This window comes from Litorimonas sp. WD9-15 (assembly GCF_050271975.1).
Classification (GTDB): domain Bacteria; phylum Pseudomonadota; class Alphaproteobacteria; order Caulobacterales; family Maricaulaceae; genus Litorimonas.
This window is the reverse complement of record NZ_CP189850.1, coordinates 2,764,472-2,783,269: the sequence shown is the minus strand read 5'-3', so window position 1 is coordinate 2,783,269 and position 18,798 is coordinate 2,764,472. Positions and strand designations below refer to the sequence as shown.

19 protein-coding genes and 1 tRNA gene are annotated in these 18,798 nt (G+C 51.8%); 10 read left to right on the top strand and 10 right to left on the bottom strand.

The features are described 5' to 3' along the window. Nucleotides 1-40: 40 nt before the first annotated feature. From ACP9M6_RS13090 to ACP9M6_RS13080, 3 genes are all read left to right on the top strand, one after another. On the top strand, nucleotides 41-1,906 hold the full coding sequence (locus tag ACP9M6_RS13090; protein ID WP_427451793.1) for a monovalent cation:proton antiporter-2 (CPA2) family protein: 1,866 nt from the start codon (nucleotides 41-43) through the stop codon (nucleotides 1,904-1,906). Between the two features lie 62 nt (nucleotides 1,907-1,968). Next, nucleotides 1,969-2,478: a DUF805 domain-containing protein gene (locus ACP9M6_RS13085; protein ID WP_427451791.1), complete on the top strand. Its 510-nt coding sequence runs from the start codon at nucleotides 1,969-1,971 to the stop codon at nucleotides 2,476-2,478. 82 nt (nucleotides 2,479-2,560) lie between these two features. Continuing rightward, entirely contained in the window at nucleotides 2,561-3,097 is a 537-nt protein-coding gene (locus tag ACP9M6_RS13080; RefSeq protein WP_427451790.1) for a DUF805 domain-containing protein, read from the top strand. 48 nt (nucleotides 3,098-3,145) lie between these two features. Here ACP9M6_RS13080 and lipB read toward each other — a convergent pair whose 3' ends face one another. Together lipB and ACP9M6_RS13070 are read right to left on the bottom strand one after the other, a co-directional pair. Continuing rightward, nucleotides 3,146-3,814, bottom strand: a complete 669-nt coding sequence (gene lipB, locus ACP9M6_RS13075) for a lipoyl(octanoyl) transferase LipB (protein ID WP_427454792.1) — start codon at nucleotides 3,812-3,814, stop codon at nucleotides 3,146-3,148. Then, nucleotides 3,811-4,260 (bottom strand): hypothetical protein, encoded by a 450-nt coding sequence (locus tag ACP9M6_RS13070; protein ID WP_427451789.1) that lies wholly within the window; start codon nucleotides 4,258-4,260, stop codon nucleotides 3,811-3,813. The genes lipB and ACP9M6_RS13070 overlap by 4 nt, the downstream gene beginning before the upstream one ends. A 146-nt stretch (nucleotides 4,261-4,406) precedes the next feature. Here ACP9M6_RS13070 and ACP9M6_RS13065 point away from each other — a divergent pair. Both ACP9M6_RS13065 and ACP9M6_RS13060 read left to right on the top strand, forming a co-directional pair. Beyond that, nucleotides 4,407-4,493, top strand: a tRNA-Leu gene (locus ACP9M6_RS13065). 134 nt (nucleotides 4,494-4,627) lie between these two features. Then, entirely contained in the window at nucleotides 4,628-6,004 is a 1,377-nt protein-coding gene (locus tag ACP9M6_RS13060; RefSeq protein WP_427451787.1) for a DUF6538 domain-containing protein, read from the top strand. A gap of 13 nt (nucleotides 6,005-6,017) precedes the next feature. On the opposite strand, the gene ACP9M6_RS13055 is transcribed toward ACP9M6_RS13060, so the two are convergent. From ACP9M6_RS13055 to ACP9M6_RS13045, 3 genes are read right to left on the bottom strand one after another with little or no spacing between them, the layout of a single operon-like run. Further along, nucleotides 6,018-6,320 carry a hypothetical protein gene (locus ACP9M6_RS13055; protein WP_427451785.1) on the bottom strand — a complete coding sequence of 101 codons (303 nt, stop codon included), beginning with the start codon at nucleotides 6,318-6,320 and terminating at the stop codon, nucleotides 6,018-6,020. After that, nucleotides 6,317-6,952: a hypothetical protein gene (locus ACP9M6_RS13050; protein WP_427451783.1), complete on the bottom strand. Its 636-nt coding sequence runs from the start codon at nucleotides 6,950-6,952 to the stop codon at nucleotides 6,317-6,319. The genes ACP9M6_RS13055 and ACP9M6_RS13050 overlap by 4 nt, the downstream gene beginning before the upstream one ends. Then, on the bottom strand, nucleotides 6,949-7,644 hold the full coding sequence (locus ACP9M6_RS13045) for an HNH endonuclease (RefSeq protein WP_427451782.1): 696 nt from the start codon (nucleotides 7,642-7,644) through the stop codon (nucleotides 6,949-6,951). Before ACP9M6_RS13045 ends, ACP9M6_RS13050 begins: the two co-directional genes overlap by 4 nt. A 461-nt stretch (nucleotides 7,645-8,105) precedes the next feature. Here ACP9M6_RS13045 and ACP9M6_RS13040 point away from each other — a divergent pair, with 461 nt between their 5' ends. The 3 genes from ACP9M6_RS13040 to tcmP all read left to right on the top strand — a co-directional run bounded on the left by ACP9M6_RS13040 (nucleotide 8,106) and on the right by tcmP (nucleotide 12,305). Beyond that, entirely contained in the window at nucleotides 8,106-10,277 is a 2,172-nt protein-coding gene (locus ACP9M6_RS13040) for a DUF3363 domain-containing protein (RefSeq protein WP_427451781.1), read from the top strand. Between the two features lie 121 nt (nucleotides 10,278-10,398). Then, on the top strand, nucleotides 10,399-11,163 hold the full coding sequence (locus ACP9M6_RS13035; RefSeq protein ID WP_427451780.1) for a DUF5131 family protein: 765 nt from the start codon (nucleotides 10,399-10,401) through the stop codon (nucleotides 11,161-11,163). Continuing rightward, the gene (tcmP, locus tag ACP9M6_RS13030; protein WP_427451779.1) at nucleotides 11,160-12,305 is read left to right on the top strand and encodes a three-Cys-motif partner protein TcmP; all 1,146 of its coding nucleotides are present in this window, start codon (nucleotides 11,160-11,162) and stop codon (nucleotides 12,303-12,305) included. Before ACP9M6_RS13035 ends, tcmP begins: the two co-directional genes overlap by 4 nt. Nucleotides 12,306-12,463: 158 nt before the next feature. On the opposite strand, the gene ccmI is transcribed toward tcmP, so the two are convergent. Genes ccmI through ACP9M6_RS13010 form a run of 4 tightly spaced genes read right to left on the bottom strand, consistent with a single transcriptional unit; the run spans nucleotide 12,464 to nucleotide 16,240 of the window. After that, nucleotides 12,464-13,315 carry a c-type cytochrome biogenesis protein CcmI gene (ccmI, locus tag ACP9M6_RS13025; RefSeq protein WP_427451778.1) on the bottom strand — a complete coding sequence of 284 codons (852 nt, stop codon included), beginning with the start codon at nucleotides 13,313-13,315 and terminating at the stop codon, nucleotides 12,464-12,466. Then, nucleotides 13,312-13,758 carry a cytochrome c-type biogenesis protein gene (locus tag ACP9M6_RS13020; RefSeq protein ID WP_427451777.1) on the bottom strand — a complete coding sequence of 149 codons (447 nt, stop codon included), beginning with the start codon at nucleotides 13,756-13,758 and terminating at the stop codon, nucleotides 13,312-13,314. The genes ccmI and ACP9M6_RS13020 overlap by 4 nt, the downstream gene beginning before the upstream one ends. Beyond that, complete coding sequence (locus ACP9M6_RS13015) at nucleotides 13,755-14,288, bottom strand: DsbE family thiol:disulfide interchange protein (RefSeq protein WP_427451775.1); 534 nt, start codon at nucleotides 14,286-14,288, stop codon at nucleotides 13,755-13,757. Before ACP9M6_RS13015 ends, ACP9M6_RS13020 begins: the two co-directional genes overlap by 4 nt. After that, entirely contained in the window at nucleotides 14,285-16,240 is a 1,956-nt protein-coding gene (locus ACP9M6_RS13010; RefSeq protein WP_427451773.1) for a heme lyase CcmF/NrfE family subunit, read from the bottom strand. Before ACP9M6_RS13010 ends, ACP9M6_RS13015 begins: the two co-directional genes overlap by 4 nt. A 978-nt stretch (nucleotides 16,241-17,218) precedes the next feature. Between ACP9M6_RS13010 and ACP9M6_RS13005 the strand changes: the two genes are divergently transcribed. Together ACP9M6_RS13005 and ACP9M6_RS13000 are read left to right on the top strand one after the other, a co-directional pair. Then, a complete protein-coding gene (locus ACP9M6_RS13005; RefSeq protein ID WP_427451771.1) occupies nucleotides 17,219-17,557 on the top strand; it encodes a hypothetical protein in 339 nt (112 codons plus the stop codon). A 42-nt stretch (nucleotides 17,558-17,599) separates the two neighbouring features. After that, the gene (locus ACP9M6_RS13000; protein ID WP_427451769.1) at nucleotides 17,600-18,205 is read left to right on the top strand and encodes a glutathione S-transferase family protein; all 606 of its coding nucleotides are present in this window, start codon (nucleotides 17,600-17,602) and stop codon (nucleotides 18,203-18,205) included. A gap of 15 nt (nucleotides 18,206-18,220) precedes the next feature. Here the strand turns inward: ACP9M6_RS13000 and ACP9M6_RS12995 are convergent, their stop codons facing one another. After that, a complete protein-coding gene (locus ACP9M6_RS12995) occupies nucleotides 18,221-18,667 on the bottom strand; it encodes a DM13 domain-containing protein (RefSeq protein WP_427451768.1) in 447 nt (148 codons plus the stop codon). Nucleotides 18,668-18,798: the final 131 nt, after the last annotated feature.

The window sequence follows — 18,798 nt, the reverse complement described above, 5'->3', positions numbered from 1 at the left end:
AGGCGTCTAAAGTCTCAATAAATTACTCTTAGGTGTTCCCATGAGTGCAGACCTCCTCTTCTCCGTTTTTGTTTTTCTGGCGGCGGCCTGCGTGCTGGTCCCGATATCCAAATTATCCGGATTGGGGTCTGTCATTGGTTACCTGATTGCGGGTGTTCTGATTGGGCCCTATGTTCTGGGCCTCATTACAGAGCCGGAAACGATTTTACATTTTGCGGAATTCGGCGTTGTCATGATGCTGTTCCTCATCGGCCTGGAATTACAGCCCAAAGCCTTGTGGGACATGCGGTCCAAACTTCTGGGTTTAGGTGGGCTGCAGGTCCTTATTACGACGGTATTGATAACGGTAATTGCCCACGCGCTTGGCCTGGCCTGGGCGGAAGCCTTTGTTGTCGGCATGGCATTGGCGCTCTCTTCCACGGCTATTGCGCTTCAGATGATGCAAGACCGGTCCATCATGGGTCACCCTGAGGGGCGTTCAGGTTTCGCAGTTCTCTTGTTCCAAGATGTGATTGTCATTGCGATGATCGCCTCACTCCCGTTTTTGGGTGGACTGAGCGGAGACGTGCTCGATCCAAATATTCTCGGGGCTGAGGCCGCGCATGGCGCAGATCATGGCGTCAGTCATGAGTACAGTCATGGTCCGGCAATGGCGCGTCCCGAAGGCTTTATGTTTGTCCTCGCAATATTCGGTGTATTGGGCGGCATGGTACTGGCGGGGCGTCTGCTCCTACGTCCTGTTTTTCGTATGATTGCGCGCTCCAATGTCCGCGAAACTTTTACAGCCATTGCTCTGCTTCTTGTGATCGGTGCGGCTTTACTGATGAATTGGTTGGGTCTTTCTGCGGCGCTAGGCGCATTTATTGCCGGGGTCGTGTTGGCGGATAGCGAATATCGGCACCAACTCGAATCCGATATTGAGCCATTCAAAGCGTTGCTATTAGGCCTCTTCTTTATCAGTGTCGGGATGAGCCTCGACTTCGGTATGTTGGCACAATTCCCCGTTCAGATTTTCGCGGTGGTCTTTGGGTTGCTCGCGCTGAAATTCGCTGTGTTGTTTGGTATTGGCACGCTGTTTAAATTGGAAATTTCCAGTCGAATACTCTTCGCAACATTGCTCTGTCAGGCAGGCGAATTCGGTTTTGTCCTGTTCCAATTCGCCCTGACAGAAAATGCGATCAAGCCTGAAACGGCGAGCTTCCTAAATGCCGTCATTGCGCTGTCCATGGCGCTGACGCCGCTCCTCGTCCTGTTTTATGACAAGCTTGTCGCGCCGCAATTGCAAGCGGCCGCCAAGACGGGTGAGAGCCCGCAAAATGAGCATAATCCCGTTCTCATCCTTGGATTTGGCCGGGTGGGGCAGGTGGTTGGACGATTGCTGCAAACACAGAATGTCGGCACGACGATCATCGACATTGACGGCGACCATATCGAATTTTTGAAACAATTCGGACATCGCGTCTACTATGGCGACGCCACGGATATGGATCTCCTTCGCATTGCGGGCGCGGACGAAGCCAAGCTGATTATTGTGGCGATGGATGATCGTGTTGCCGTCACGACAGCGGTGAAAGCGATCAAACAGGCTTTTCCAAATGCAAAAATTCTGGCGCGGGCACGGGGCCGCACGCATCTCTTTGATCTTTTGGCGGAAGGGGTGGATTATGCGGAACGGGAAACCATTCGCGGTGCGCTGGCAATCGGCGAGACAGCGCTAACGATGCTCGACTTCGACGATATCCGCGCGGCGCGCCTTGCCAAAGATTTTCTCGCATTTGATTATAAGCTCGTCGAGGAGACTTATGAGATGCGCGACGATATAGCGGCACTGGCCGAGCGGGCGGATAAACACCGGGCTTTATTGAAAGAGACGTTAAACGCGACGCAGCAGGATACGGGTGGATAAAGCGGCGCGACATTTCGGTCACACCGCTTGTACCTTGCGGGGCAGGGCGCTAAGTGCACGCTATGCCAAATATGTTGAAAATCCTGCTCTCTCCCCGTGGTCGAATGGGCCGCCGCGACTACCTGATTGGGTTGGTCGCAATCGTTGTTCTGTCAACGATTTTCAATTTTGTTTTAGGTCGATTGGGTAATTCTGTTTGGGCTTTTCTTATCTCATTGCCCTTTCCATTCCTCGTTTTGCACATGATGTATTGTGTTTACGGAAAACGCCTGCACGATATTGGGCGGTCATTTTGGCCACTGACGGGTATGATTGTCGCGCTGATCGCCGTCATGATTGGTGTCATGATGACGTTTGGCGGCAGTGAATATTTCACCGCCTTTTCGCAATATACGCCGGATAATCCCGCCCCCGAGGATGTACGCGCTGCGCTACAAGCTGAATATGAAACTAGATTGGCAGAAGGGACAGGTTGGCTTTACGGCCTTATGTGTGCCGTCATTGGCGGGTTTTCCCTCTGGCTGGCCCTCGCAAAACCTGACTCTAAAGAAAATCGCTACGGTCCCGCATAAACTTATTCCCGTCGATTTTTCTTGATTTTTCGTTAGAATCCGCCATTCTCTTATCGTTATTCAACAAATGAGAGAGTGTCACATGGGTAGTTTACTGTTTTCTCCGTCGGGTCGTGTTGGACCTGCAGACTTTATGAAGGGCTATACGATCTTAATCGTGATCGGCCTGATCATTAATTTGCTTTTCGCATTCGCGCCAATGTTGGCGTTGCTATCATTTCCGATTTTGATTGTCTTGCTGTGGTGCTCTATTGCGCTCTGGATTAAGCGTTATCACGATGCGGGTAAATCAGGTTGGATGTGCTTGATTCCAATTATCGTCGGCATGGTCGCCGGCTTTGTCCTGTCCTTGATCCTGACGCCAATGTTCGTGGACGCGGATGCGGCACTTGCGGCAACTGAAGCTGCTGAAGCTGCGGCAGCCGAAGGCGATATTGGCGGCGCTATGTCCGCCGCGATGGGGGCCAGCGGTATGACACAGATGGGAATGATTATTTCCGCCGTGGCCAGCGCTGTCCTGTCCTATGTCATCGCGATGGTCTTTAACGGCATGATCAAACACGAAGACCATGATAATCGCTTTGGTCCAGAAACAAGCACAGCTGATACATTTAGCTAGGCCGGTTCGATTAAAAGTTTGAGAAGCCCGTCATTTGGCGGGCTTTTTTCATGCGGTAATCGTCGTTGGCCCGAACAGGGCTTCAAACGCTGATTTCAACGCCATATCGAGATCCACCATCGTGGCCGAATGACCAAGATTTGCTAAACTCGCGACGCCATGTTCCCGAATACCGCAGGGGATGATACCGTCAAAATGGGTGAGGTCCGGGGAGACATTCACACTAATCCCGTGAAAGCTGACCCATTTTTTCAGACGTACGCCAATCGCCGCGATCTTCTCCTCACGTCCATCATTCCGTGTGACCCAGACCCCGACCCGGCCGCAGCGGCGTTCTGCTGTCACATCGAATTGTGCCAGCGCATCAATAATCCATTGTTCCAGCCCCCGCACAAAGGCGGACACATCCCGCCCCCTATCGCGCAGGTCTAACATGACATAGCCGACGCGTTGTCCGGGCCCGTGATAGGTATATTGCCCGCCACGTCCCGTCTCGTGCACCTCAAATCGATCCGGCGCGACGAGGTCTGCAGGGTTGGCAGAGGTCCCCGCCGTATAAAGCGGGGGATGTTCCACCAACCAGACGAGCTCTTCCGCTTCGCCCGCTGCGATGGCCGCCGCGCGCGTTTTCATGCGCTCATGCGCAAAGGCATAATCGGTGAGGCCCTCTGAAACCTCCCAGAGAACAGGTTTATCGCTGAAAATTTTGTCGGTTATTTGGGGAGTTCCAACTTATCTAATTCGGTTTCAATGACCGCGCGGGCCTCGGGGATTTCGCTAATCCGACCCATTTCAGAGACGAGGCCCGCCTGTGTCTGCATGACTTTCGGTAGTTTCCGCATCAGGCCAAAGCTGATCTCATTCTCATCAATATTTTCAAAGGCCTTAAACGCCGCCGCCAATTTCGGGCCGCGCGCACGCAGATCATCAATCGCCGCTTCAGCACTCGCCTTATCCGTCACAGTTTTGAGGACATCTGTCACGGCGAGCGCTTCTTCATTCAGATAGTCAATCATCTCCGCCGGCTTCATATCGGCCAGTTCAGCGGAGGCATTCGCCTCTATCTGTTGAATGTCTGCCGCCGTTTCGGGCGCGTCATTGCCGCCACAAGCCGCAAGGATGACGGCTGCGCCCGCCAAGAGGGAAAGTGTAAAATGGGTCATAATCATATCTCCTAGAAGCGCCCCGTTAGCATAGGTGGAAGCCTGACGTAAACGCTCCCCATGCTAAGCTGTATTCCATGACATTCGCGTACATTTTAGGCTTCACAAGTCGACCTGACGCCCCTATAGACCGCCAACCTTAATGTGCGGCCGTGGCGGAATTGGTAGACGCGCAGCGTTGAGGTCGCTGTGGGGTAAAACCCGTGGAAGTTCGAGTCTTCTCGGCCGCACCACTTTCCTGACATTGCAAAGAGCGTAAGCCTTTGAAAAGTCTCGGAAAATCTCTCTTTCCTGTACTTTCCATACGGTAACTCGCGCGATTTGCCTAACTTCTTGCCTTACAATTGGCACGACAGGAGATGGCTATATGAGGTCGATTCAGCGTCCAGATCAGTATTTAAAACTACGCAACGACATATGGCATTATGTGCGCCGCGTCCCGAAAGCGGTTCGCCACATAGATGATCGTGTCTTGATTTACCGTTCCCTTGAAACAGACAGCCGCAAAGTGGCACGGCAACGCCGCGATATATGCGCCGCAGCAGACGACCAGCGCTGGAGCGAGGTTGCGCCTAGCCGTTTCGGGACGCCTGCACCCGATGCCGTCATGAAAGACTTACAGCAGCGGGCGCAAGCGTTTGGCTTTACCTACATGCCAGTCTCTGAAATCGTGGACAAATTGAACGGTGAACAGATCGTGCAGCGCGTGACGGCACTTGGCCCAATCAATGGCCCTTTATCACCAAAACAGCAACGGGATGCTGATGCACTCCTTGGCTTGGCGGAAACGCCAAAGGTAAAAATAAGCCAAGCCTTAGAGCTATATCTAAGCGAGATTGCGCTGGACGAGCAGACAGGTAAGTCACCAGAACAGCTTAAGACTTATACCAAAGTCAAACGCCGTGCCGTGGCGAACTTTATCAAGCTAAACGGTGATATGGATATGCTCGAGATAGGCCGCGACGAAGCGCGAAATGTCTACCGCTTTTGGGCAGACCGCGTTCAGCCCAAGGGTGACCAAAAGCCGTTGAGCGGGAGCAGCGCCAATCGAGACTTGGGGAACCTACGCAAACTCTACCGCCGATATTTTGAACACATCGGAGATGAGAACCGCCAGAACCCGTTCCGCAATCTACGCTTTGCTTCGCCCAAATTGAAGCAAGTGCAGCCATTTAGTGATGATTGGGTTAGGTCAAAAATTCTCGCGCCCAATATGTTCAAAGGTCTAAATCGAGAAGCTGCTTTGCTTTGTCTCGCCATGATAGAAACAGGATGCCGACCGAGCGAGCTAGCCAATATCGAGCCAGATAACATTCGTCTAAACGATGAAATTCCGCATATCCGTATTCGTTCAAGTTCCAAACGTGCATTGAAATCGACAGCATCCGTGCGCGAAATCCCGCTTGTTGGTGTATCGCTCGAAGCTATGAAGCGTGCGCCAAATGGCTTCCCGCACTATCAAGACAGAGGCTATCTCTTGTCTCAAACGTTACTTAATGGCTTCAAAGTTAGAGAGCTTCTACCCACTATGAACCACCGCATTTACAGCTTTAGGCATAGCTTTGAGAAGCGAATGTTGGAGGGCGGGCTAGATTACGGCCTTCGTTGCACCCTTATGGGCCACCGTAACCCGCGACCTGAATATGGTGACGGAGGCTCGCTAACTTACCGCCGAGATGAGATGATGAAAATTGTGCATCCGATTTCAAAGAGATTGTTGGAGGGGTGCCCTTTCTTCCCATAAATGAGCAATTAGTTCAGGGATTGTCTCTATGTTTGGCCAATCTAGCAAGGGCAATACAATTTTGTTCCTGAATAAAATTAGTCTCATACTCCTCTAGTTTTGTTAAAATAGTAACGTGTAGAGGTAGTTCGAAACAACGATTGCCTAATTCTGCTTCTAGGCGCTTAGTTTTTGTTTTGTTATCACAAACTACCAATAGATCAATATCAACCCCATGACCTTTTTTTAGTAAGGAGCCAAATCCGTATATCTGCATTTCTGACGCTGTTGGGCATTCATTCAGTATTTTGTTAGCAACGTCCTGAAAATTCATCATCGTTTACTAATGACACTCATTGTTTCACCTAACTTAAGTATTTTAGTTCCCAATTCTTCTGCTGCAGAATGTGCGCCCGATGTTGGTCTTCCATTGGGGTTTATGTTGCAAATGACATCTACGGGTCCAAATTTTTCCCATATTTTTCTAACGACATCTGCTGTCGGGTCGTAATCCTCCGCAAAGGCTATTCGTTTGTTTTTACCGTAGTTGTTTGTAACTTTAATGACGCGATCATATTCCCGTTCGAATGTAATACCTCCCATTTGTCGTATTGCACGGGCTGCAAATCGAAATACTTTGTGCTCAGCAAGATTGGCATCCCCATCAAGTAAAGCCGATGTGAGAGTTCCGAAACTTCCCCAGCCAATACTTTGTGATTTTAGGTAAGTAATCGCGTCACCATGCCAAATACAGTTTTTTCTATACCCGCAGACGAAATCTATTTCGGGGTGGGAGGCTGCCATTGCTCCTGCCGAATTATATTCAATACTATGAGCGTCGCTAATATAGGCCATGACGTCTGGCTTATTATCAGCCTTCAAAACAATCACATTGTCTGATATTAAATCAGCGGAAATGTCGCCTCTTTCCGCTATATTCTCTAGTGCGTAATTTGTTGCCCAACTCATTTGAATAAACCTTCCATTTCTGCTGGATATCTGATCGCTGGCTCCTCAGAAGCGGTTAGGTGTTTAGATGTAAACCCTCTCACGTGTTCTTTATATAACGCAACTGTTTTTGATTCTTTTTCACTTAGGTGGTGTCGATTGAGCGATATTACCGAAAGTAAGTGATAGTGGTTTGGGATGATCACGGCCTTTACTCTTCTATCCCAAATTTTGGCCGTTTCACTTTCAGGGTCATATTCAAACTCTGTCCCATCACATGGTGCAAATTTGTCCCATATTGCTTTGTTTTCCTCCATGCGTTCGCGTAGTTGCTTTGCAGCCTCTTCTCTAGTCTCGTATGGTATAATCCCATTCTTAGCGTTTAATGATGCTAAATGCGTCTCTTTCCAGCGCAATATTTCTTCACGTGGATACTGGTCAGGTGCTTTGTCAATTCTTTTGTGGCAGGTAGGGTGAAGTAGGATCAAATTCTCGACGCTATGCAAGTCCTCAGTCCCTATAGCTCTATCTTGACTACGAGGTCCCTTTTTGCCCCATGGAATAATATGAGCCATTTCAGCCAAGTGAATTTCACCCCCCAAATCTTTAGGAAACAGAGGCTCGAGGCACTCTGGGTATTGGCAGTGGCCTGCGGCTTGAGCGAATAGCGATAACTTCGTTGCAGTTGGTATAGCTGGTCTTTTTTCACTCATTATGGCTCCGATAATTATAACTTGTTGGCATTTAGCTTTACATTATTTGCTGTGCAAACATAGCTCTGTTGAACAATCACAGATTAATTCATTGATGACTTTAGGTCGCCGCGTTGCGGCGAGTCCAACGCCCCTGCCTCCGCTCGTGAGGGCGGCTCCGGCAGGCGCGTCTGACGGCACTATTTTGAGAGAGCGTAATTAATTAGATAGGTTTGGAGCTTGAGGAGAGGTTAGGAGAGAAAAGAGCTTTAGCAAGATAAAGCGAACCGCCCTTTTGGGGGCACTTCGACGCTAAAGCTCTGTTTTTGCTACGCGAGTTGGGGTGTCACCTTTTTGGCAACTCATGTGGGGTGCCTCCAAAATGCCTCTATCCCGCTAAGACCTAGAAAGTCCCACTTCCCTTTAATTTCTAATCGCCTTCCTTCGAGACAAAGACGCCCTTTTTGCTTGATTATGGGCGCATGTCAGATGAAGATGATTTCCGCTTAAAAGCCAAAGCCAGCAAGAACAGCAACCGAGGTGCCGAGGTTAATATCCCCGCCAACTATAAGGGATTCCATCAAGAGGTTCGCGCCGCCTTGGTCAGAGGCAAGGCCGTCTCTGGGCGACGGACGCTAACCGTCCCGTCCAAACCGCGCACAGGGCGCTTCAACTCACGCGGCAGAGGCCGTGCGGCTTTGGAACGCGGCATAGGACCGAAGCAAGGTTGGCGCGTTCACAAGGCGACGGGCGACCGATACCGCGCCCGTAGAGCCATCGTGAAAGTCCGTGTCGTGAAACTGCGCAATGCCAAGCCTTCTGTCTCTCGCGGGCACTTGGCTTACCTTCAGCGCGAAGGCGCAGGTGTGGAGCGAGCCGAAGGGCTGGATAGCTCGGCGGAACTAACCCCAACGCGCGGCCAGCTCTACGGCCCAGAGGAAGGCGTTGAGGTTGACGGGCGGGATTTTGTGGCCCGCTCCGAGGAGAGCTTTGACGGACGCGGCGACCCGCACCAGTTTAGAATTATGATCTCACCCGAAGACGGCACGGAGCTGGCCCGCGTGAACGGCGACGGCACGCCGAACCTCAAGGACACAACACGAGCGCTGATGGCACAGATGGAAGAGGACTTAGGCACGCGGCTGGATTGGGTGGCAGTTGACCACTTCGACACGGCCCATCCGCACACGCATATCATCGCGCGGGGCGTCACACATGACGGCAAAGGATTGAACATTGCAGGCGAATATATCTCGCGCGGCATACGCGGACGGCTGGAGGAAGAACTGACCCGCGAGCTAGGTTGGAAATCCGAGCTTGCAATCCAGCAAGAGATGAAACGCGAGATGAGCGCCATGCGCGTCACGACAGCAGACAGGCATATCGCGGACGGTATGGACAAACTCTCCAACACAATCGACCTACGCGCAGGGGCATCCGCCGCCACCTTCCCTACTAACTCATCTATGAACAGACATATCCTGATTGGGCGCATGAGACATTTGAAATCTATGGGCCTTGCAACGCAAATTGAGTCAGGCCGCTGGCATATCGAAAAGGATGCGCTCATGACCCTCGGACAGATAGAGCAGCGCGAGCAGCTCAACAAAGATATTCACGCGGCGATGAAGCGGGCCAACATCAAAAGACCCGTTCGCTTACATGATGGCCGTCAGAGCTATGATGGAAGCCTCTCAACTCACCGCGTCATAGGCCGCGTCATCGCGAAAACTCACGGCAATGATGAAGGCATGGACGCAAGTCAAAAAGGCGGCGGGAAAGTGCGGTTCATTATCGACGGCACGGATGGCTATGTCAGCACGGTTGAAACAGGCATTGACACAAGAGCAGGCGAAGCCGCCAAGGTCGGTTCCATCATCGAAGTCTCCCCGCCCAACCTGCGCAAAGTTGACCGCAACATCCAAGCCCTTGCGACGGGTAAGGATTTTGACGGCAAGCCGCGTAACGGGCTTATCGGGAATTACGCTATAGCCACGAGCGGGCCAGAGGATTGGACTGACGGCAGCGGTAGTAGAAGTGCAGCCCATATTCGGGCACATCGGCTAAGACTCGCCACACTGACGAAAGCAGGCGTGGTGCAAGTCGTGAGCAAAGACAAAGATGGTGGCCCCTATGAATGGCACGTACCTGCCGACTTTGAAGAGAGGGTCATCGCACTTGATATGAAGCAAGGCCGCGCGGCAGGCGTGAAACTGCTATCGGTTCAGGACTTGGACGCACAGCTCGCGAGTCCCGGTGCGACGTGGCTTGACCGTGCTCAAGTCAGTTGGGGCAGAGGCGATATGGACAGCATCAGCTCAAAGATAAGCCCTTTTGCAAAAGAACTGGACACGGCCTTCCAGCAGCGACGTGAGTGGCTGATTAAGCGCGGCTATGCAGAGCTACGCCAAAACGGGCAGAAGGCTTCTGTTATTTACAAGCGTGGTTATATGAAGGCCTTAGAAACTGAAGGTTTCAACGCCGCGACCGAGAAGCTGGAGAGCATGACGGGCAAAGCCCGCATCGCGGCGCAGTCAGGGCGATTGTTTGAAGGCACTGTTGCCCAGAAGTGGGGCAAGCGTATCAAAGGCCGTGTGCTCGGAGGTGGTGGTATTGATTGGGAGACAGGACGGACACGAGGGATTGGGCGGTAAGTTGTTATTAACCAAATCACTAGACTTTAAGAAACTCGCGAGAGGCGGTGATCTTAGCAAAAAGCGACGAAAGCGGTTAAAGCCTCTTTCATTTGTTCGCATTTTGTTCTAGGATGACGTAATGGCAGAAAAAACTCAAATCGAATGGACTGACGCCACTTGGAATCCTGTAACGGGTTGCACGAAAATTGGCCCTGGCTGCGACAACTGTTACGCGGAACGTTTTGCAGAACGCTGGCGCGGTATCAAAGATCATCCCTATGAACAGGGATTTGATTTAAAGATTTGGCCACATAGGCTAGAGCAGCCCAAAAAATGGAAAAAACCACGAATGATTTTCGTGAACTCTATGAGTGATCTTTTTCATAAGAAAATCGACAAGAGTTTTATATCGCAAGTGTTCAATGCGATGGAGGACGCTGATCATCACGTCTTTCAGGTTTTAACGAAACGAAGTTCAATTATGCGGAAATTCGTAAATGATAGGTATGGAAAAACTGGCGCTCCTGCACATATATGGCTTGGGGTTTCGGTTGAAGACGACGCTCATAAAGGTCGCATAGAACATCTTCGCGGCACTAATGCGAAGGCTAGGTTTATTTCATTTGAGCCTCTTCTTGGGCCAATCGATAGCGTGGATTTGCAAGGCATCCATTGGGCAATCGTTGGTGGTGAAAGCGGCCCTAGAGCGAGACCTATGGAGCCAGAGTGGGCTACATCTTTGCGTGACCAATGTTTGGAGCAGGGCGTTGAGTTCTTTTTTAAACAATGGGGTGGACCAAGGCCCAAGTCTGGCGGTCGTCTTTTGGACGGTGAAGAGTGGAATGGCTTTCCTTGGCAAATAGTTCCACACGATACGATGAAGGCACTGCGCAGGGCTGCATGAACAAAGATGATGTTGAGAAGCTCTACGAAGGGCGTGAACATTCTAGGATTAAGCACGAGTTCCTTCGCGAATACGTGAAACTTCTTGCCATCAAGATCGGGATGTCGGGAACTTCGACGATCAATTTTGTCGATGGTTTTGCTGGCCCTTGGGGTTCGGTTGACGAGGCGAAAAGGTCCGACACCTCATTTGGCGTGGCTATAAAAACGTTGGAGGATGTTCGTGGTTTCATGTTTAGTAAAGGCCGTAAGATTCAAACTCGCTACTTTCTTTGTGAGAAAGACCCAGAGGCGCATGCTAAGTTAGCAAGCTTTGCAGAGGCAAAGGGTAAAGGCGTTATCGCGCTCAAGGGAGCGTTTGAAGACAACCTCTCGACTATTGATGCCGCTATCAATTCTCGCACTGACTTCACCTTTACTCTAGTGGATCCTAAAGGTTGGAAAATTGGGTCTAACCAAATTTTCGACTTTCTGAGGCGACAAAAACGGAGCGAAGTATTACTTAATTTTATGTCCGATCACATTAATAGACATACTGAGTTCCCTGGAGTGCAAGAGAGCTTTGGGCGTTTCTTGGGTAACGCTGACTGGGTCAGTGACTACGAGGAGCTACCTGACGTTTGGCGGAATGAACGACGCATATTGCACCTTTTTAAGAGCAAGCTAAAGGCAGAGGGAATCGCTGACTACTGCCCCGATATGCCGATTGAGCATAAGGATCAAAAGCGCACCAAAATGCGTCTCGTTTTAGGTACTCAGCATCCAATGGGCGTGCATGTTTTTCGCGATGTCCACGATAAAATGAGAAACCTTGAAGTTGCAGGTAAAGCAAAACGAACTTTGACGCCCTCTTTGTTTGAACCAGAAACGTTTGCAGGTCCAGAATATGACGAGGAGGCCGTCGGCTCGGATGTACAAAAATCCAGAGCGCGGGAGCATATCAAAGCACTTTTGGAACAAGCTTCACCAATTGTTTTTAAGACATTGGTTGTTGAAGTCATGGAAGAAGTTGGTGTGCGACCAACACACGTCAAAGATGTTCTTACAGCCGCGAAGTCCGATGGTCTACTATCGTTCGAGTTGTCTGGAAGAAGTCGCAAGCCTAACGATAACACTATGATCTATCTAGCTCGCCAAACGTGAAGGCATTTTAAGCGGCCAGTAAAGGTTAGTTATGCCTCACAAAAAACCCAACTTCTTGCCTCACAAATGACTTGAACGGCCTGCCAACTCATTGTATTCATTAGCTTAATGGAAAGCGCTAAGCCCTCTCGGCCGCACCATTTCTCCAATCTCTCTGATTACTCAGACCATCCGGTTTCAATAATAATCTTATCCGCTTGATCGGGAAGGGCTTGGCGTAGGGCTTTAATGTCGGCTTTTGCTTCTTCGGTCTGAGTTAAAACTTTTCTTGCTCGGAGGAGACGTGTCCAGCCTTCTGCGTCTTCCGGTGTGTCTTCTAGGCGCGCACGAAGAGAGGCGACCATGCCGCGGACCATTTGCTGTTGATCCTCGGGCGACAACTGCTGTGCTGCGGCGATGTCTTCCGCACTTGGACCGCGTTCGCGTTGTTCGGCGTAAGTCTTTGCGGCCTCAAATTCCTTGCGTACATCGGGATTTTCATTGAGCTCTAGTGACCTTGTATAGGCCTTCAACCCGTTCTCATATTGATCCACGAGCATCAACGTCCGACCATAGAGATACCACCCCGTCGCATCATTCGGATCGGCGGCCAGGCGGGCTTCTATTTGCGGGAGGAGCGCTGCGAAATCCGGTTGTGTTTCTTGCGGCGGTGGGGGCGGGGGCTGGAATGTCTCAGGTGTGAAATTCGGAGAGCCAATTGTTCTGTAAATGCCCAGTGTGCCAGTCAAAAACGCAACAGCTATTATGCCGGAGGTGAGCCATGAAGCCTTGCCAAAACTTGGGGCATCTGTTTTGGCTGCGCTTAGCAATCGGCCCTGTAAAACCGTTTTTTGCGCGCGGGCGGCGTCGTCGATTTCTCCGGCGTCAATGCGAGCCTGTATTGCGCGCAGCTCGCTCCGATAAGCGGCAATTTCTTCTGTCTCAGACGCGCCTGCGGCTTTCGCCAAGATCGGTGAACAGAGATAGGCACTTATCGCGAGGATAAGAGATATACCGATGATCCAGATCATGTGTCATCCGCCATGAGTTTATCAAGCAGGGCTTGATCAGTATCTGATATTTCCGTCACGATATCCGCTTTGCTTTGGCGTTTGGACCGCAGCGCAAACCAGCCCAAGCCGAAGAGAACAAGGCCCGCCGGCAGGAACCATAGGACGTAAGTGTTGGATTGAACGGGCGGTTTTAACAGGACGTAATCGCCATATCTGTCGCGCATATAGGCGACGACCTCGGCATTTGTATCTCCGGCGGCAACCCGCTCCCTGACGATGACTTTCATGTCCAGCGCCAGGTCCGCTTCCGATTCTTCGATGGATTGATTTTGGCAAACGACACAGCGAAGCTGATGGCCGATGTCGCGGGCGCGATCTTCTTCTGCGTCGGAGATTTGAGCGGTGGCGGAGGCCGCCAGTGCCGTGACAAAAAGAGTGAGGGTGAGGAGAAGGTGTCTCATGGTTGCACCGCGAGCAGGCTTTCGACAATTGGGTGGAGGTCGTTCTTCCAATCGTCCGGTGTGATAATACCGACATGTTTGTACCGAATGTCGCCGTTCTGATCGACGATAAAGGTTTCCGGCGCGCCGACAACACCCAGGTCGACAATCAGGTGACTATCCGGATCAAAAATGATCGCGTCGTAGGGATCGCCGTTTTCCGAGAGCCAGCGAACAGCATTTTCGCGCGTATCGCGCCAATCCACGCCAACCATTTGGATGTCCAGGGATTGGCTTATCTCCATCAGTTGCGGATGTTCCACAGTACAAGAGACACACCATGACCCGAAAATATTGACGAGACTCACGCGGCCCTCAAAAATCTCATTTTCCAACACGGCATCATTGGCAAGGTTGTCTAAGGCGAAAGTCGGGAAGGGTTTTTCAATTAATTCCGATGGCAAAATGCGGGGATCGCGCGTTAGCCCATAGGCCAGCGCCGCGAACAAAGCCGCAAACCCAAAGAGAGGAATGAGCCCGCGCAGTTTCATTCCGCTGGGACAAAGTTGGCTGGCGCAGAAAGGCTCTCACGCTTAGGCAGGCGCAGGCGTCTATCTGCGAGGGAGACAAAACCCGCTAAAGCCATAATCAAAGACCCCAGCCAGATCCAAACGACAAAAGGATGTTTATAAACCTGCACGACAAAGCCGCTCTCTGGGTCACCTTCGCCAATACTGGCAAAGAGCGTCTGCCCAAAGGAGAGGTGCATCCCTGCCTCTGTCGTGACCTGATTGCGAACGGGATAGAACCTGCGTTCCGTGCCCAGCAGGGCGACCTCTTCTCCGTTTTTCGTGACCGTGACAGTCCCGCCGAAATATTGGTAGTTTTCGCGTTGCCCGCCGCCGACTTCGCCGAGTGTGAACGTGTAAGGCGCGATCACAAGGCTGTCTCCCGTCCGTAACGTCCCAATGTCTGTCTTCGCCCAGACCGTCATAGAGGTCACGGCCGCCGCGAAAATTGCGAGGCCCAGATGTGCGCCGACAAAGCCCCAGGTCGAGGCCGGTTGCGCTTTCAGACCAACCCAGGTCCAGCGGGCTTTTCGTCCCAGCGTTATGATTGTGCCGAGGGCTAACCAAGCTGCCAGCCCAATGGACAGTGCGCCGAGAACGGATTTTCCGATGACATAGGTGAGGGCGGCGACAATGGTTAAAGCGATGCACATAATGATCAGCGGACGTTTGAAACGTTGCAGCGTATCCTTCCGCCATTTTAACATTGGCCCCACGCCCATGAAGAGAATGAGCAGCGACATAATCGGCGCAAAGGTCAGATCAAAATAAGGCGCACCAACGCTGATTTTTGAGCCATTCGCGGCATCGATCAGCAGTGGATAGAAAGTTCCGAGGAAGACGGTCGCCGTCGCTGCCACGAGCAGAAGATTATTAAGCACCAAAGCCCCGTCCCGGGATGTGGCGGATAACGCTGCATTATCCCGCAAAGTATGAGAGCGCAGCGCATAGAGCGTTAACGCGCCGCCTGTCGCCAGACCTAGCAGGAGGAGGAGGAAAACGCCCCGTTCTGGATCAACGGCAAAGGCATGAACAGAGACCAAAATACCTGAGCGCACAACAAACGTCCCGATGAGGGAGAGCGCAAATGTCGTGATGGCCAGCAAGACCGTCCAATTCGCCATGGAATGACGCGTCCCCAGCACGAGGATGGAATGGAGCAAAGCCGTTCCCGCGAGCCACGGCATAAAGCTGACATTCTCAACAGGATCCCACATCCACCAGCCGCCCCAGCCGAGCTCGTAATAGGCCCAGAAACTGCCCAATGCGATTCCGATGGTCAGAAAGGACCACGCGATGAGAACCCAAGGCCGCAACCATTTCGCCCAGACCGCATCGACACGGCCTTCCAACAGGGCGGCGACGGCGAATGAAAAGGGTAGGGAAAATCCGACATAGCCGAGATAGAGAAAGGGTGGATGGAACGCCAATCCCGGATCTTGCAACATCGGGTTCAGTCCATTGCCGTCAATTGGCACGGGGTTCAGCCGTTCAAACGGATTGGACGTGAAAAGGATGAAGGCGAGGAAGCCAACGCCCAACAGACCTTGAATGGCAATGGCGCGCGCTTTCAAACCCGTAGGGAGGGATTTACCCAAAAATGGCACCATCGCGCCATATCCGGCCATCATCAGGACCCAAAGCAGGATGGACCCTTCGTGATTACCCCAAACGCCGCTGATCTTATATAGCAGCGGTTTTTCAGAATGACTGTGCAAGGCTGCCAATTTAACGGAGAAGTCGGATTCTAAAAAAACCAGAGTGAGCGCCACAAAAGAGAACGCAATCAACAGGAAATGCCCCATCGCTGCACGGTCGCCAAATTCCATCAAACGCCCGTCATTCCGCCGCGCGCCTATCCAAGGCAAACTCGCTTGCGCAATCGCCACGCAGAAGGCGAGAACGAGGGCAATATGTCCGATCTCTGCAGTCATAGCAGCGTCCTAGGCGGGATGGGCCAAAGTCTCAATCTGATTGTGCAAATCCAGATGCTTTTGCCGCAGTCATCTTTGACCTTCATCTGTTTGTTTCCGCATATGCATTTTTTTCAAATTATACGCCGCCTGTGATAAAGTGAAAACGCCGGAGATTATACTGGAAGACGGCCCCGACGGCATGACCTGGCGGAAGGCGTAGCCGCTTGAAGGTCAGTTTTTCTCAGGAACGGAATGCAAAGCCCGAGCCCGTCCCGGTGTCTTATTTCGTCATCCTCGGACTTGATCCGAGGGTCCATCTCTCGCCGCAAAGATGGCCCCTCGGGTCAAGCCCGAGGGTGACGACTGGTATGGGTTTGGGTGTGTTGAAAAGATAATCCTCGGTTATGGCGATATCGGAATCGTGGATTGGTATTCTTTTTTCTAAGAGAAATGTGCTTGTCCCCGGCCCGTTGTTTGCGAGCAAAGAACATGAGCCGCGACCTCGTGGGTTATTGAAATCATTGCGTTAATCGACGTCCTCCCCTGTGGCGGACGAGGCCCCGGTCCATGTTCTTTGCTCGCAAACAACAGGCCGGGGACAGGAATATAAACGGGGATTGGAAAAAAGTTCAAAAACTACGTCCACACCCCCTTTACCTTGTGTCATTTTCATCCTGTCTTCTTTCAAAGGGCAGTCAAGCGTACGTTGGCTTTTCTGGAAAGAAGCGGTGCTTGTCATTGGAGCGGAAGGGTTAACGTCCTCGAGCTTGGGTGGCCTATCGAGAGCTGATCGTTCCCAGACTGAATGGTTCGGCCGGTAGTGGAAAAAGGTGCCGTCGCGTGGGATTCCTCTAGCAATGGATGCTGGAAGGGCTCGAAAACTATTTATTTAACTGGGTTTCCGACCCGAGCCTGACCACCCACGCGAACATCCCGTTTTTCCAAATCTAAAATATACAGGACGCGACAGGGTCCGAGGTAAGGGAGACGCAAAGAATGCCCCGAAAATATAATCACCGCTATGCAGCGCGTCAGGCCAACCTGTTACGCGCAGAACAGACACGCGATTGTCTGCATGAGATGCGCGCAAAACGCCGCTCGAATAGACGTGTGCAGACGCGGCTGGAAGGCGTGGCGCGCTATCGCCATTTTCTCAATGCGGTGGAGAATAATGCGGTGCAGGACGCAATTGATATCGTGGAGCTGCGCCATATCAATATTGATCGCGCCAAATCCGGCCTGCCGCCTTACGCGACGATGGAGGAGGCGCTTAACCCGCCCTTGAAGCCCGAACCCGTGCGGCCACCACCTTATAAGTCTTCAGATTACGAATAATCCCGACTTGTTCCGGGCCTCGTTCGGTTTTAGGCCGTGCCTATGAAACTCTATGGCAATCTCAATTCCGGCAATTGTTACAAGGTCAGGCTGTTACTGTCTTATCTGAATGTGCCCTACACCTATCAAGACATGGACGCCCCGCATGGCGCGACGCGGACGGCCGAGTTTCTGGCGATTAATCCAGCGGGACAAATTCCCGTGCTGGCTCTGAATAACGGGCGTACGCTGGCGGAAAGCAATGCGATTATGGCGTTTCTGGCCGAGGATACGCCCTATTTGCCGATCAATGCATTTGAACGGGCTAAGGCGCTGCAATGGATGTTCTGGGAACAATATCGGCACGAACCCGCCATTGCGGTTGCACGGTTCATCAAGATTTACGCGCCGGAACGCGCCGATGAACTGCCGAAATTGATGGAGCGGGGGAAGGATGCGCTCTCTGTGATGGAGGGTCATCTGCGGGGAAATGTCTGGTTTGTCGGCGCAGGCCCAAGCGTCGCGGATATTGCGCTCTATGCCTACACGCATGTCGCGGAAGATGGCGGATTTACCTTGGGAGATTATCCGCAGGTGCAAGCCTGGTGCGCGCGAATGGCAGAACATCCCCGACATGTCCTGATGACGGATATGCCGGAGAAGATTTAGATAGATCGGCTGTGACTAGCTTTCGGAGAGTGTCGCAACACCGAGGGGGACATCAAACTTCTCACACCAAACATAGACCTGTGAGAATTGTCCGGGTGTGAACGTAGCGGGCAGGTCGTAGCTTTGCTGACCTGTTTTGTTTTTCAGTGTGCCGATTTTATTTGCGGCCAGATAGGTCTCGCCATTGCCAAGTGCAACGATGGGATCAGGTGCGCCGTCAAGGAAGAAATCATTGGCGAGGGTGAGGCGGTAACCGGTTGCTGTTTTTTCCAGCGTGACTTTGCCGGATGTGACATGGTCCGAACGGCCGGAGAATGAGCCTGTTGAGACGGTTTGCGCGTCACTGGCTACGGCTTGGGCGGGTTTGTAATCGCTGCCCTGATTGGCGTTAGCCGTAGCGATCGCGATGCCTGAGATTGCTGCGAGTGTGACGCCGAGGGCGATAAATGTTTTGTTGGCCATGATGTATTCCTAACTGATTGGTCAATAACTTAGCAAGGCGAAGAAAGTTTCGGATTGCTTGAAAGAGGGAGTAAGAGATAAAAACCAAATGGTCAAGAATAATGATATGACGTTTCCGTGAGTGGAAAAGA